The organism is Pseudomonas sp. MEJ086 (genome assembly GCF_030209025.1).
Taxonomy (GTDB): Bacteria; Pseudomonadota; Gammaproteobacteria; order Pseudomonadales; family Pseudomonadaceae; genus Aquipseudomonas; species Aquipseudomonas fulva_A.
In genome coordinates this window covers 86,250-101,578 of sequence record NZ_JARVSV010000030.1, presented here as the reverse complement: position 1 = coordinate 101,578, position 15,329 = coordinate 86,250, and the positions used below count along the sequence as shown (strand labels likewise).

11 protein-coding genes are annotated in these 15,329 nt (G+C 63.9%); 5 read left to right on the top strand and 6 right to left on the bottom strand.

The features are described from left to right. The first annotated feature begins 196 nt into the window (after positions 1-196). From QRN22_RS19680 to QRN22_RS19660, 5 genes are all read left to right on the top strand, one after another. On the top strand, positions 197-715 hold the full coding sequence (locus QRN22_RS19680) for a sigma-70 family RNA polymerase sigma factor (protein ID WP_042554481.1): 519 nt from the start codon (positions 197-199) through the stop codon (positions 713-715). After that, a complete protein-coding gene (locus QRN22_RS19675; RefSeq protein WP_042554482.1) occupies positions 712-1,641 on the top strand; it encodes a DUF4880 domain-containing protein in 930 nt (309 codons plus the stop codon). The genes QRN22_RS19680 and QRN22_RS19675 overlap by 4 nt, the downstream gene beginning before the upstream one ends. Positions 1,642-1,878: 237 nt before the next feature. Then, entirely contained in the window at positions 1,879-4,242 is a 2,364-nt protein-coding gene (locus QRN22_RS19670; RefSeq protein WP_231570178.1) for a TonB-dependent siderophore receptor, read from the top strand. Next, a complete protein-coding gene (locus QRN22_RS19665) occupies positions 4,239-5,084 on the top strand; it encodes an alpha/beta hydrolase (protein WP_231570179.1) in 846 nt (281 codons plus the stop codon). The genes QRN22_RS19670 and QRN22_RS19665 overlap by 4 nt, the downstream gene beginning before the upstream one ends. A 363-nt stretch (positions 5,085-5,447) precedes the next feature. Further along, a complete protein-coding gene (locus tag QRN22_RS19660; RefSeq protein ID WP_042554484.1) occupies positions 5,448-7,340 on the top strand; it encodes a PhoX family protein in 1,893 nt (630 codons plus the stop codon). Between the two features lie 27 nt (positions 7,341-7,367). Here the strand turns inward: QRN22_RS19660 and QRN22_RS19655 are convergent, their stop codons facing one another. The 6 genes from QRN22_RS19655 to QRN22_RS19630 form a co-directional block, all read right to left on the bottom strand. Continuing rightward, a complete protein-coding gene (locus QRN22_RS19655; RefSeq protein WP_231570180.1) occupies positions 7,368-7,880 on the bottom strand; it encodes a TadE/TadG family type IV pilus assembly protein in 513 nt (170 codons plus the stop codon). A 44-nt stretch (positions 7,881-7,924) separates the two neighbouring features. Then, positions 7,925-9,997 carry a pilus assembly protein TadG-related protein gene (locus QRN22_RS19650; protein ID WP_042554486.1) on the bottom strand — a complete coding sequence of 691 codons (2,073 nt, stop codon included), beginning with the start codon at positions 9,995-9,997 and terminating at the stop codon, positions 7,925-7,927. Positions 9,998-9,999: 2 nt separating this feature from the next. Then, positions 10,000-10,467, bottom strand: a complete 468-nt coding sequence (locus QRN22_RS19645; RefSeq protein WP_042554493.1) for a TadE/TadG family type IV pilus assembly protein — start codon at positions 10,465-10,467, stop codon at positions 10,000-10,002. A gap of 292 nt (positions 10,468-10,759) precedes the next feature. Then, positions 10,760-11,938, bottom strand: a complete 1,179-nt coding sequence (locus tag QRN22_RS19640; protein WP_042554487.1) for a beta-barrel domain-containing protein — start codon at positions 11,936-11,938, stop codon at positions 10,760-10,762. Beyond that, the gene (locus tag QRN22_RS19635; RefSeq protein ID WP_042554488.1) at positions 11,925-14,087 is read right to left on the bottom strand and encodes a type I secretion system permease/ATPase; all 2,163 of its coding nucleotides are present in this window, start codon (positions 14,085-14,087) and stop codon (positions 11,925-11,927) included. Before QRN22_RS19635 ends, QRN22_RS19640 begins: the two co-directional genes overlap by 14 nt. After that, complete coding sequence (locus QRN22_RS19630; protein WP_042554489.1) at positions 14,077-15,327, bottom strand: TolC family protein; 1,251 nt, start codon at positions 15,325-15,327, stop codon at positions 14,077-14,079. The genes QRN22_RS19635 and QRN22_RS19630 overlap by 11 nt, the downstream gene beginning before the upstream one ends. Between the last annotated feature and the right edge of the window lie 2 nt (positions 15,328-15,329).

Genomic DNA, 15,329 nt, shown 5'->3' with positions numbered 1-15,329 from the left:
GATATACGAAATATATATGAATCATATATCGGCATTTGCATTTCTGTCATTACGGGGTGCAGGTGATGCCATTTCTCGACCCTGCCCGTCGGCTGAACCACGCCAGTGGTTGTAATAAGAACGATTCGCGAATAATGTGCGCGGTCGCCAGCTTATCCACGCTGTTCTTCGCGCTTGTCGGCCTCGGAGGGCGTCCATGTCGCTACCTGAAACGGATTCCATCGTTCCGCTCGATGTGCTCTACGGCACGCACCACGGCTGGCTGAATGGCTGGCTGCGGCGTTCGCTCGGCTGTTCGCAGCAGGCGGCGGATCTGGCTCAGGACACCTTCGTGCGGCTGCTGATGCGTAACAAGCCGATCAGCGATCGTGCACCGCGTGCCTTGCTGGTTCGTATCGCCCGCGGCCTGGTGATCGATCACTGGCGCCGTGACGCGCTGGAGCGTGCCTACCTCGACGCATTGGCACAGTTGCCCGAAGCCAGTCACCCGTCGCCGGACGTGCGCCACGAGGCGCTGGAGTGCCTGGAGCGAATCGCCTGCTTGCTCGACGGCCTCAAGCCAGCCATACGCGAGGCCTTCCTGCTCTATCAGCTCGGCGGCCTGACCCATCAGCAGATTGCCGAGCAACTGGGTATTTCCAGCCGTACCGTCGAGCGGCATGTGGCGAGTGCGCTGTTGCACTGTTACCGCGGCTGCTTCGAGGCAGCGCTGTGAGTGCAGCCGCGGAGCGTTTGCCGGAGGCCATCGTTTGCGCGGCCATCGAGTGGCAGATGCGTCTGCGCGACGATAGCGCCGGTGCCCATGTGCCGGAGCAGTTACAGGACTGGCTGGAGCGCGATGCGCGTCATCGACTGGCCTGGCAGCGCCTGCAGCAGATGGGTGGTCTTTTCCAGGCCAGTCAGTTGCCGGATGCCGCACAAACCATCCCCGTGTTGCGCCGCGCCGAAGCCGATCTGGGCCGGCGACGCACACTGAAGTTGCTCGGTTTCGGCCTCGTGGCGGGCGGCACCACGCTGGTGGTGACGCAGACCTCGCCCACCTGGCGGGCCGACTTCGCCACTGCGACGGGTGAGCGCCGCCGCATCAGCCTGGATGCGGCTGCCGAGGTGATGCTCAACACCGGCAGCGCCCTGGATGTCGAGGGGCATCAGGTGATCCTGCGTGCTGGTGAGGCGCTGGTGGAGGGCGCGCAGTGGCAGGCACGCTGCCGTTTCGCCACCTGCCAGGGCCGCAACGCCAGCGTGCTGCTGCGCGAGCATGACGATTACAGCGAGATCCGCGTTCAGCGTGGCGAAGCGCTGGTGTCCACTGCAGCCGGCCAATTGCGGCTACGGGGCGGCGAGGGGATCGGTGTGTCGGCAGTCGGCACGACCACCCTCGGCAAGGGGCCTATCGATCCTTTCGCCTGGGCACGTGGCCTGCTGGTGGTCAGCGACATTCGCCTGACCGACTTCCTGGCCGAAGCAGGGCGTTATCGCAAGGGCTGGCTGGGCTGCGATGCCGCCGTTGCCGACCTGCGCCTTTCCGGGGTTTTCCGCCTGGACGAGCCGGAGGTGATGGTGAGCAACATCACCCACCTGCTGCCGGTGAGGATCGTCGAGCGTACGCGCTGGTGGGTACGGGTGATGCCGTTGGCCTGAGGCGGGCGTTCGATGTGGTGGGCTGAAGCCCACCCTACGCCCAGTGCCCTGAAGTAATCGGACGGTATCTCGCGGGCCCTCGGCTGTAGGGTGGGCTTCAGCCCACCAATAGGGTTTTCCCCAAAGCAACAGCCGCTTGCGCCTCGAGCATTCGATGCAGGCCCGTCTTTCCAATCGTCTGTCGGACTTTTTCGATTCATCCGGTTAGAGGGGATCACTCTCTCAATGGATACCCTCATGCGTTCTGCCAGCCCCCTGCCGTTTCAGCTTCAGCCTCGTACGTTGTCAGGTGCCATCTGTCTGGCGCTGGCCTTGCTCGGTGGCACGGCGGGCCTGACGGTGCAGGCGGCCCCGGCCGATGCCGCTGCCCCGCGCATCGCCGCCGGGTCGCTGGAGCAGGCGCTGAGCGCCTTCGCCGAACGTGCGGGCATTACCCTGTCGTATTCCCCCGATGTGGTCCGCGGCCTGAGTAGCCCGGGCCTGGCCGGTGGCGGCTCGCTGGAGGAAGGGGTGGCGACGCTGCTCCGCGGCAGTGGGCTGGTCGCCCGCAAGACCACATCGGGTTACGTGGTGCTGCCGGGCAAGGCCGAGGCCAGTGTGCAGCTCGACGCCACCAGCATCGAGGCCACGGCGACGCAGAGTGCCTTCGCACCGGCGGGCGGTTACTTCGCCAGCAATGCCAGCAGTGCGACCAAGAGCGACCGGCCGATCCTGGAAACTGCCCAGAGCATCAGCGTGGTAACGGCCGAGCAGATCGCCGATCGCAAGGTCAACGCGGTCGAGGATGCGGTCGCTTACACCGCTGGTGTGCGCACCGGCGGTTCGGGGCTGGATCCGCGCTTCGACACCATCAGCGTGCGCGGCTTCGATACCACCATGACCGCAGACTTTCTCGACGGCCTGCGTCAGCCCTACAACAGCTGGCTCTCCATCTATGGCACCGAGGCTTACGCCCTGGAACGCATCGAGGTGCTCAAGGGGCCGGCTTCGGTGCTCTACGGGCAGATCAGCCCGGGCGGTATGGTCAACCGGGTGAGCAAGCGTCCGAGCCTGCTGGCCAGGAACCAGGTGGAAATACAGGCCGGCAACCACAATCACCAACAGGCGCAATTCGACGTGGGTGGTCAGCTGGACGAAGAGGGCGACGTGCTGTTTCGCACCGTCGGCCTCTACCGCGATGCGGAAAACTACATCGAACAGCTGAACAACGATGTACGCATGATTGCACCTTCGCTGAGTTGGCAGATCGACCCCGACACCAGCCTGACCGTCCTGGCCCAGTATCAGGAACGCGAAACCGCGGCGTCGCCGATGCTCTATCAGGACGGAGGTCGCCTGAGCGACTTCTGGCAGGGCGACGAGTACTTCGACAAGCTCCAGCAGCGCCAGTGGACGCTAGGGTATGAGTTCGAACACGCCTTCAACGACACCTTCAGCCTGCAGCAGAACCTGCGTTACGGCGAACTGGATACCACCAACCAGTACCTGCAGCCCACCGGCACCATTACCAACGGTGTGATGGAACGCGGCGCTGTCGGGGTGTACGAAGATATGCAGTCGGTGACCACCGATACCCGTCTGGTCAGCCGTTTCGCCACTGGGCCCGTGCAACACACCCTGCTCAGCGGGGTGGATTACGCCTGGTTCGACGGCTCGGTGTTGTATGCCAGTGGCCCCGGGCCGTCCATCGACATGAATGCCCCTGACTACCATCAGCCCGTCAGCAAGCCAGGCAATGTGCTCACCGATCAGGACAACATGAGCCAGCGCACCGGCCTGTACCTTCAGGACCAGTTGGAGATCGACCGCTGGCGCCTGTCGGCTGGCGTGCGCCGTGACCGCGCGCGCATGCGCGTCAGCGACAACCTCACGGGTGGCAACAGCACGCGTACCGATGCGGCCACGACCTTTCAGCTCGGCGCTCTGTACCTGTTCGACAATGGCGTGGCGCCGTATGCCAGCTATGCCGAGTCGTTCCAGCCGCAAAGCGGAAGCAACGCCAATGGGCCACTGAAGCCGACCGAGGGCAGGCAGTATGAGGTGGGCCTCAAGTACCAGCCGCCAGGCACCAATACCTTGCTGACTGCCTCGCTCTACCACCTTACGCAAGAAAATGTCGTGACCCGCGATCTGCTCGATCCACTCAATAGCGTACAGACCGGCGAACAGGTTTCTCGCGGCCTGGAACTGGAGGCCGTCACCGATCTCAGCGATCGCCTGCACCTGACCGCCAGCTACAGCTACAACGACCCCGAGGTGACCAAGAGCAACGACGGTAACGAAGGCAAGGATCCCAAAGACGTACCGCGCCACCTGGCTTCCCTGTGGCTGGACTACAAACTGCCGTTCGGCCTGGGCTTCGGGGCTGGCGCCCGCTACACCGGTAGCGTCTACGGCGACAACCTGAACACGGTCAAGAATGACGACTACACCCTGATCGATGCCGGTGTGCACTACGACTTCGGCGGTGGCCTGGATGGCGTACGCCTGGCCCTCAATGCCCGCAACCTGACCGACAAGCAGTACGTCAATTGCCAGGACGGCTTCTGTTACCGCGGCGAAGCGCGCAGCATGGTCACCAGCCTGAGTTATAACTGGTGATCGCGATTGGCTGGTGGCGTGGGTTGCTGAGCGCGCTGCTGCTGGGCAGCCTGGCGGTTGCCCAGGCCGAGCCGGTGGTGCTGGACGGTACCGAGCAATGGATGATGAAGAGCGCCGAAGGGCGCGAGTACCGCATCATGATCAGCCTGCCGGAGGGCGACGTGCCCTACACCGGCGGCTACCCGGTGATCTACCTGCTCGACGGCAATGCCTACTTCCCGGCCTTCCACGCTGCCAAGCGTGCTCAGGAGCGGCTGCGCGGGGCGATTCTGGTGGCCATCGGTTACCCGAGCGACACGCCCCTGGACTTCGAGCGCCGTGCGTTCGATCTCTCGCCGCCGCAACCCGCCGAGCGCAATACACCACCCCAGGGTGGGCAGGATCTGTTTCTCGACTTCATCGAGAAACGCCTGATGCCGAGGGTCGCCGAACGCTTCCAGGTCGATCAGGATCAGCGCAGCCTGGTCGGCCATTCCTTTGGTGGGATGTTCGGCATCTACACGCTGTTCACTCGCCCTGCGCTGTTCCAGCATGTGGTGGCGATCAGCCCGAGCCTGTGGTGGCGTGATCGCTACCTGCTGGAGCATGAACGGGCTTTCTTCGAGCGTGCCCACGCCGGTCAGCTGGATCTTATCCACAGCAGCCTCACGCTGTTGATAGGTGACCGTGAGGCCCCGCAGGGAATTCAGGACGCCCGCGCTCTGCAACTGCGCCTGGAGGATCTGTCGCAGTACGGGCTGCGCAGTGATTTCCAGATAGAAACAGGCGAAGACCACACGTCGGTGGTGTTCAGAGTGGCTTCCCGGGTACTGGAAGAGCTGACGAGTACGCGGCGTTTTTGACCCGAAACATGCCGGTTCGCGCTGTCTGTGCAGTGTTCAAAAAATATCCAGAGTGCTGAAGGCCCCGAAATACGTGGCACCTGAAGCTTTATCCACAGGTACTCATGGATTTTATCCAGAGTCCCTGTGAGTAAATCATGCTTGCTGATCAGATTCTGTACACTCTCCTGTAGCGCCCGTGGCGTATGGCCTGTAGCAGAGAGCTACCAGGTTATCCACAGAGTGGGCCACCGTATTTGTGAACAGTACACAGCCTGTCGATAACGTCGCTACGGCCTGACACGCGCTGCAAACAACTGTCATCCAACCGTCATGTCATTGACATAGCGTCCCTGCCAATCAGAACAAAGCAGGAGCGCCGTGATGCATGACGATCAATTGACTGACCTCGAACGCCTGACCCTTTCCCGCCGTCGCTTCATCGGCGCAGGTGCGCTGACCGGTGCGGCACTGTTTCTCGGCGGTGGCCTGCTGGGGCGCAGCGTATTGGCCGATTCGATCAGTGCCGCTGCCGGCAGCTCTCTGCTTGGCTTCGCCAACATCGCTGCTGCAACGGCCGACACCATCACCCTGCCGCCCGGCTATTCGTTCAGTACCTTGATCAGTTGGGGTCAGCCGCTGCACGCTGGTGGCCCGGCGTTCAAGGGCGATGGCAGCAACACGGCCGCCGAACAGCTGCAGCAGTTCGGTGACAATACCGATGGCATGAGTTTCTTCCCCTGGCCGGGTGACGCGGATCGTGCGCTGATGGCCATCAACAATGAATACGTCAATTACCGCTATCTGTTGGCTCACGGTGGTTTGCCGAAATCCGCCGAGGACGTGCGCAAAGCGCAGAATGCCGAGGGTGTGACGGTGATCGAAGTGCGTCGTGGCGCCAGCGGCTGGGCGTTCGTGCAGGGCTCGCCCTACAACCGCCGTGTACATGGCAACCTGCCGATGGACGTCAGTGGCCCGGCACGTGGCCACGAGTTGCTCAAGACTGCCGCCGACCCGGCTGGCATCGAGGTGCTCGGTACCTTCCAGAACTGTTCCAGCGGCCAGACGCCCTGGGGCACCTACCTGACCTGTGAAGAGAACTTCAGCGACTGCTTCGGCAGCAGCGATGCCAGCCTGCCGTTCAGCGCCGATCAGAAGCGCTTCAGCGTGTTGCACGCCAGCGCGGAAAACGAGTGGCACCACTTCGATCCGCGTTTCGATCTGGCGAAAACACCCAACGAACTGAATCGTCACGGCTGGATCGTCGAAATCGATCCGTTCGATCCTCAGGCCAAGCCAATCAAGCGCACCGCCCTCGGGCGGTTCAAGCACGAGAACGCCGCCCTGACCACGACCCGCGATGGCCGCGTGGTGGTCTACATGGGCGATGACGAACGCGGCGAGTTCATCTACAAGTTCATCACCCGTGACCGCCTCGATCGCGGTGATGCCAAGGCCAATCGTCATCTGCTCGACCATGGCACCCTGTATGTGGCGCGTTTCGACGAGGGTGACGGCAATGCCGATCATCCCAAGGGGCGTGGCCGCTGGATCGAGCTGACCGCAGGCAAGAACGGTCTCGATGCCGAGAAGGGTTTCGCCAGCCAGGGCGACGTGGTGATTCGGGCGCGTCAGGCGGGCACTCAGGTCGGCGCCACGCGGATGGATCGCCCCGAGTGGATCACCGTCAGCCCGCAGGACGGTCAGGTCTACTGCACCCTCACCAACAACAGCAAGCGGGGTGAGGAAGGTCAGCCGGTGGGCGGGCCGAACCCACGTGCCAACAACCTGTACGGGCAGATCCTGCGTTGGCGCGAAGGCGGCGATGACGCGGCTGCGGAGGATTTCGAATGGGATCTGTTCGTGGTCGCCGGCAACCCCGTTGTGCATGCCGGTACGCCTCAGGCCGGCAGCCACGCGATCAATGCCGACAACATGTTCAACAGCCCGGATGGTGTCGGCTTCGACGGTGGCGGCCGCCTGTGGATCCAGACAGACGGCAAGTACAGCAACAAGGGCGACTACGCCGGCATGGGCAACAACCAGATGCTCTGTGCCGACCCGAAAACCGGTGAAATTCGCCGTTTCATGGTTGGCCCGGTGGGCTGCGAAGTGACCGGGCTGGCCTTTTCGCCGGACTTCAAAACCCTGTTCGTGGGCATTCAGCATCCCGGTGAAGAGGGCGGTTCGACCTTCCCGGATCACCGCCCCGGTGTCCATCCACGCTCTTCGGTGATGGTCATCAGCCGTGACGATGGCGGTGTGATCGGCGCCTGAGGGCGCCTCTAAAAACGGAGGTGGTTGTTAGAGGGTCACCGTGGTTGCCCCCCGTATGACCACATTGCCGCCTTCCTCCGGAAGGCTCGGAATGCTGATGCCGAGCAGCCTCAGGGTCGGCACGATGGCCCTCTGGTCGCTGGCGCCCTCGCGGTTGTAGAGGCGTTGCAGGCACACGTGCAGCACGTAGCGCGGGGCATCGGGGTCACGGGCATCGAGGGCGATGTTGCCGTAGGAGGGGTGGCCATTCTGGCCGGGCAGGCTGGTCCAGCTGAAGCCGGCGGCATCCTGCTCCGGTGGTGGGCAGTTGCCGCCCAGCCAGCTGTCCGGCAGCCAACTGCGCTCCACCACGCGGGTGATTTCCCGGCTGAGCAACTGGGTGTAGGCGGCGTTGCCGGGGTCGACCTGCAGGGTGGCGCGGGCCGCGTCGGCGCTGACCTGCTTGAAGGTCAGCATCAGCAGCATGGGAATGCTGTAGGCGATGATTGCGTACACCACCACGAAGAACACGCCGAACAGCACGGCGAATTCGATGGCCACCGCACCTCGCTGTGAATCTTTCGCCGCGCGCTTCACATCACACCTCATCGAATCAGCTGGGGGATGCCGCAGCTGATGCTGTGGACCTTGATTTCGCTTTTGCCCAGTTCCAGACCGAGGCTGGTGAGCAGGCTACTCACGGCCGTGCCCACGGAGTTGAGCAGCGGTTTGATCAGATCGATTACCGGATTGAGGATGGTGAGCAGCAAGGGCTGGGCGTTGCTACCCAGGCCAAGCGAGCTGGCCAGGCCGGTCAGCACGCTGTTCAGCAGCCCGCCCTGGGGTTTTGTCTGCAATGAAGTGATCAGCTCATCGCGGCAGCGCGCCTTGTTGGTGGAGCAATTCACCAGACTCAGCTTGCTGTGCCATTCATCGGGCATGGTCGTATCCAGCAACAACAGCACGGGTCTGGGCCAGGTGAGGCCATCCTTTTTCATGGCGTCTCGAATGGCATCCTTGCTGCTGTGAGCCGCGAGGTATTTATCGGCGATCTGCGCAGCCTGGGCGGGGGTGAAGCCCGGAGAACCGTCCGCTCCCTTCGGCACCCCGAGCCCTAGCATTCTGGTGACCTGCGAGAGCAGGTTGGCGATCGAGTCGCCAATCTTCAACTGATTGACCTGGGTGATCTCCGATTCGTCCTCGGCGAGCGTCACCTCATCGCGAACTGGATTGGTACCGGTGCCAATCAGCGGCACTGCAGCCTTGCCCTTGATCAGGTCGACGTTCAGCAGCCGGAGAATGCTGGCGTCCTGCAGGTTGGATTCGGTGCAACTGGCACGGGTCGACCACAGCGTGCCGTTGGGCATATCGCCAATACAGATATTGCCGACCGTGGACTCGACGTCGATGGTCGCCTCCGGTTCTGCCCGAGAACAGTCGATATCCGTCACTTCGCCTTTGGCACTCACCAGATCGATGATGATGGGCAGCTTGATCGAGGTGCCCAATATATTGAGCAACGAGTTGGCCAGAGGCACACCGGAGCTGTCGATATCGATGTGCATGCGAGTCTGGGCGTTGAACGCTGTCGTTCCAACGGGGCCGATACCGATGGCTGGCGGCTCCACGACGCCAAGCTGCACCTTCACCAGGCCGAGAAGGTTCAGTTGATCCACCAGCAGGCCGCGTCCCTGAACGGCAGTCATCAGGCCTGTGGATAACACGTCGCCAAGCGCCAGCTTGGCATCCAGTGCCGAGCCGACGGCCTGGCCCGGGCCGCTGACGAGCTTCAACAGGCCGGGGCGGTCGTCGGTCGCCAGCAGGTTTACCGTGGCGTTCTGCAACTGCGAGTTCGCCAGGGTGCTGCCCAGGGCTCTGATATCGGCGGCCAGCGCCTGGTTGTGGTCGACCAGCTTCGCCGATACATCGACCAGTTTCTGAATACCGATCACCCCGATCTGGGTATCCACCAGGTCTACCAGCCCCTCGGAGGTCAGTGCCCTCAGTTGGTTTATCCCCAGGTTCACGCCAAGTGCCTGCAGCAAGCTGGCTGGGGTCACCTGAGCATTCGCCAGCCCGTCGGCGTCGAGCAGGGTCAGGCCGCTGAGGTTCACTCCGGCGGCCTTGAGCAGCCTCGGCACCACGCCGTTGCCGTTGAGGTCGAGCAGTTGCGAGCCGACGCTGAATACCGTCAGCGGGTCGCTGTCTTTCTCGGCCACCGCAACGGCTTGCAGGCTCACGGTGGCATTGCCGGGAAGGCCGAACAGGCCGCCGGTACGCACGATGATGCTGGCGGGCACCCGGCTGCTGGTGACCACCCTGACGGCCCTGCCACCGGCATCGATGGTCGGTACCCGGAGGCCATCGACGATCGTGATGCTTGCGCAGGAGGAGGCCAGCGACTGCAGGTCGCTGCCGGGGAAACCGTAAGAGGTAGCGTTTTCCAGGGCGTAGAGCTGTGCGTTGACGGTGTCCAGCGCGCAGTTTCCGGCCGCGAGTCGGGAGATCGATTCCAGGGCTGCGGTGTCGGCGAGTTTCTGCAGCTTGCGCTGTTCCAGATACAGGCGCCCGGTGTCCACCACCAGAGAGAGAAACAGGATGGCCATGACCAGGGTCGCGGCGCTGAGAATGCTGAACGCACCGCGCTGGCGCTGCAGGTCGGATCGAATGCGCTCCATGCTCAGCTCCCCGACCCGGCGTTGTACAAGCGAATGGTCGCCTCACCGCGTATCTCGCTGGGCAACTGTGGCACCTTCCAACCGAAGATGGAGAATGGCGGCATGATGCTTTCGGGGTTGTCGTGGCGTACGCAGACGCTCCACTGCGCACCGGTTTTCAGGAAGCCGTCGTAGCCCGCGCAGGGTTGCATCCAGGCTTCCGGCAACCAGGAATTACGCATCGTCTGCAACACGCGCTGCTGATAGAGCGCTTGCTGTTCCGGCGTGGGCGCGCGGGTATCGGGCGAGCGAATGGCATCGCGCAGGGCTTCGGTGGCCAGCTCCTGATAGGTGGCGCTGAGCAGGAACGGAATGCTGTAACCCACCAGGCCGTAGAAGATCAGGAAGAAAATGATGAAGGCGATGGAAAATTCGACGGCGACGGCACCGCGCTGCTTGTGAGCCGAAGGCATTTCTGAAGAGTGAGGCACTTCCCTGATCCCCATGCCGTTGCAGTCGCTCGATGCGGCGAACGCGCAGCAGCCTTCGTCGAGCGGCTGGTTGCGCAGGGCACGGCCACCTGTACATGGCGTCGGCAGGGATGATGCCGATGACGCACAGAGGTCTTGCCAGTAGATACTTAATAGCAAGCGGCCATGCGCCACGCCATAGCACTTTGTGACTAACACCAGGCGGGAACACCGGCCTGTCGGCGTGTCGCCCGCGGCAGTCGACGACTGGGCGTCTCGAACAGCGAAGATGCCTGCTGCGCCCTGTCGGGTTTCAGTACAACTGCGCCTTCAGCAGCGGCCTGAGCAGGTAGTTGAGCACCGTGCGCTTGCCGCTGAGGATATCCACCTCGGCCACCATGCCCGGAATGATCGGCAGGATTTCGTCGCGCCGCTTGAGCTGGCTGCCGTCGGTCTTGATCAGCACCTCGTAGTAGAACTCCTTGCCCTGTGCCGTCTCCTCCTCGATGGTGTCGGCGCTGATCTGTTCCAGGGTGCCGGTCAGGTAACCGTAGATGCTGTAGTCATAGGCGGTGATCTTCACCTTGGTGGGCATGCCGGGCACCAGGAAGGCCACGTCGCGGGGTTTGATCCTCGCTTCGATCAGCAGCCGATCCTCCACCGGGATCACCTCCATGATCGGCTCGCCAGGCTGGATCACCCCGCCGCGGGTATTGATCAGCACGGTGTTCACCCGGCCGCGTACGGGTGAAAGGATTTCGGTGCGGCGCAACTGATCCTCGCGCTGCTGGACGATGGGCTCCAGGGCGCTGAGTTCGGCCTTCTTGCTTTGCCGCTCGGTGTAGGCATCCTGGAAGTAGCTGCTGCGCAGTTCGGTGAGTTTGCCGTTGAGCGTCGCGATCTCCTGGCTCAGCTTGAGTGCTTCCATCTGGCTCACGGCACGTTTGGCCACCAACGGCTCGACCAAGTCGAGTTGCTGTTGCGAGAGGCGGATCTGCCGGTTGATGGCACTGACACCATCCTGCAGTTTGTCGCGCCGCGACTTGAACAACTCCTGCTCGGAGCGGGCCAGGGGGCTGGCGGGGTCGATGTCCTCGGGAAATGCGATGCGGTCCTTGCCGAGCACTTCGGCATCCAGGCGGGCGATGGTGGCGCGCATGGCCGCCGACTGGTTGGCCGATTCCTGGAACGAGGTACGAAAGCGCGTTTCGTCCAACCGCACCAGGGGTTGCCCGACCTCCACCAGATCGCCTTCGCCGACCAGCAGACGATCGAGAATGCCACCCTCCAGGCTCTGGATCTTCTGAATACGGGTGAACGGCACCACGCGGCCATCACCGCGCGTCACTTCATCGAGCTCGGCCCAGGCAGCCCACGCGATGGCCAGCAGTACGGTAGCCAGAATCGTCCACAGCAGGGGCCGGAACAGCGGGTGGGTGGCGCTGAGCAAGGGGTCTTCGAGCTGTCGGCGCAGCCGGTCATTGGACGGCATGATTGCCTCCTCGGCTTTCCGCTGGCGCGTTCACCACGTTGTCCTGCACCACCTGATCCAGCGCGCCATCCATGATCACCCGGCCCTGGCGCATCACCACGGCGCGCTCCACCAGCGAGAGCATGACCTTCTTGTGGGTAACCAGAATCAGGGTGCGCCCGCTGATCCACTGCTGCAGGTACTCGACCACCTGCCTTTCGCTGGTCTGGTCGAACGAGGACGTCGGTTCGTCGAGCAGTACGATGGGCGGATCCTGCACCAGCACGCGCACCAGCCCGACCGCCTGGCGCTGGCCGCCGGACAGGCTGGCATTGCCCTGAATGGGCATGTCCAGACCCAGCGGATGGCTGCGCACCCAGCCGCCCAGACCGACGCCGTCGAGTGCCTCGAACAGTTCCTCGTCGCTGACCGCGGCACCCTCCAGATTGAGGTTGTCGCGCAGCGTGCCGTAGAACAGGGCGATGTCCTGAGGCAGGTAACCGATATGCCGGCGGCGATCCGCTGGATCGATCTGGGTCAGGCTGATGTCGTCGACCATCACCCGCCCGGCGCTCGGGTCGAGAAGCCCGGCGAGCAGGCGCAACAGGGTGGATTTGCCGGCGCCGTTGCCGCCCAGCAGGGCGATTCGCTCACCGGCACGAATGCTCAAGGCGTTGACGTCGACGATGGGCGGCGCATCATCGTGGCTGAGGCGCAGCTGCTCGAGTCGATAATCACCTGCCAGGTTTTCCTTGCGTACGAAGCGCTGGCCGGCGGGGCGCTCCACCGGGCCGGTCATCAGTTGGTCGAGGCCTTCGAGGGCGACCTTGGTGTGCTGCCAGCGGCCGAGAATGCCGGCTATCTGCGACAGCGGCGCGATGGTCCGCGCGGAAAGAATCGAGCAGGCCACCAGCGCCCCCATGCTCAGGTAGCCATCGCTGATGCGGTACACGCCGAACACCACCACGCCGACGTAGCAGAGCTGCTGCACCGTGCTCACCCCGTAGCTGAGTGCCGAGGTCAGGCTCTGGGTCTTCATCGCGCTGCCGGCGAGCTGCGCCGTGAGGGTTTCCCACAGGTGCATGCAGCGGCCCTCGGCACGGCTGGCCTTGACCGTTTCCAGGTGCTCGATGGATTCGAGCAGGATGCCGTTCTTCACCGCCCCCTCGCGCAGATTCTGCCGTGACAGCCGCGCCAGGCGCCCCTGGGCGAGCAGCCCGGGCAACACCATCAGCACCGCCGCGACCGCAGGCACCCAGACCACATGGCCACCGATCAGGGCGATGATCAGCAGGAAGATGAGCACGAAGGGCAGGTCGCTGATCACCGCCGCGCTCGACGAGGTGAAGAACTCGCGCACCGACTCGAACTCGCGGATCTGCGTGCTGAAGGCGCCGACCGAGGCGGGCTTGGCGCCCAGCCGGGTATTGAGCACCCGCTCGAACAGCAACGACGACAGCTGCAGGTCCAGGCGTTTGCCCAGGGTCGTCAGCAGGTGCGCGCGCAGCCCGCGCAACAGGCTTTCCAGGACGATGGCCAGGGCCACGCCACTGGCCAGTACCCACAGGGTGTCGAAGGCGGCGTTGGGCACCACGCGGTCATAGACCTGCATGGCGAAGAGCGCAGCGGCAATGGCCAGCAGGTTGGCGATGAAGGCCGCCACGGCGACCTCGACATAGGAGCGGCGCAGGCGCTTGAGGGCTCCGTAGAACCAGTGCTCGCGAGTCGGGCTGGCGAACTCTTCGGCACGCCCATCGGGGCGGTAGCGGCATTTGGCGAACACCGCCATGCCGCTGTAGAGGCTTTGCAGGTCGGCGATGGCCAGACGCTGTACGCCGCCATCGCTGTGGGGCACGAGAATATCGGCCTGTTCGTCGTGTTGGCTGACCAGCACCACACAGCGTCCGTCTTCGAGCAGCAGCAAGGCGGGCAGCAGGTAATCGTCGATCCGCTTGAGCGGCTCCTCGGCGACCCGTGCGACGATATCCGCACGGCGCAGGGCCCGGGCGACCATGCGCAGGGGCAGGCGGCCCTGCTCCAGGGCGATGCCATCGGCCAGTTCGGCCCCCGTCAGCGGTCTGCCGAGCTGGCGGCAGAGCAGCACCAGGCCCTGACGCAGTGGGTCCTGATCGCCTCCCTTGCCGGCTGCTGCCAGGTTGTCAGGATCCATTCAGGCTGTTCTCCAACAGGGGGCCGAGCAGACCGATCTGCGCGGCGGCACGGTACTCGAGGCGCAAGCGTTCGACCTGCAGCACGATCAACTGGCGCTCGGCCTCGAAACGTTCGCGTTGTACGGTAAGCAGGTCGATCACATCGCGGCGACCGACCTCGAACTGTTCACGGTAAAGACCGCCGACCTGTTCCGAATCCCTCACCTGCACGGCGAGGGCATGTTCGCGCCAGAGCAGGGAATCGCCGATATCGAACAGGCTCTGCAACTGGCGGCGGATGTCGCGCAGGATGGCGTCCTGGCCCCAGCTGGCCGATTCCAGGCGTTGCGCGGCGGCAGTGGGGCGCTGGAAGTTGGAAAGCCCCTGGAGGGTGTCCATGCGCAGGCGCAGGTTGACCATCGAATCGTTCTGCAGGCGCCCGCCGATTTCCCGGCGTGTCGCCGAAGCCTCCAGATTCAGTTGTGGCAGCAACGCTGCCTTGGTGCCTCTGAGCTCCGCCTCGGCCAGGCTGGTGTCTTCCATGGCACGCAGGTACAGCGGCGAGCTGCTGATGATGCGCGGCAGGTCGCGAGTCGCCAGGTAGCGCTGCATGGAGGGCGGCCGTGGTTCGGCCAGGCCCTCGGGGGGCGCTCCGGTGAGCAGGGCGAGCTGGTTGCTGGCATCGAGCAGGGCGCCTTTTTCCAGCGCCAGCTGCTCCTGGGCGCGGGAGATTTCCAGGCCGGCGCGATCCTGCTCGCTACGGTCCGAATAACCATCCGCACCGCGCGCCTCGGTCATTGCCCGGATGTCGTCGAGCAGACGAATATGGCGGCGTACGGCATCGATGCGGCGCTGCGCGACCAGCACGTCCAGGTACGTCTCGACGATATCCAGGGCAGCATCTTCGCGGGTGACTTCTGCGCTGGCCGAAAGCTGGCGCTGGGTCGCCTTGGCGGTATCCACCTGGCTGTCCACGCGGCCCCAGTCGTAAAGCATCTGCGAGACGGTGACGTCGTAGACGGCCTCGCCGATATCGAACTCCTGCGGGCCGCCGGACAGCGACAGCGACGGGTAGTAGCCACCCTTGGCGATCTTCACCTCGGTTTCCGCCCGTGCGGCCTCGGAGAGCGCCGCACGCACCTGTGGATGAATCGCCAGGCCGTTGCGTACCGCCTGGTCCAGTGGCATGGCCTGCACGGACACGGGCAGGCACAGGGCGATTGCAACGCGAATGACCCAGTCACGACGACGCGTATCCATAC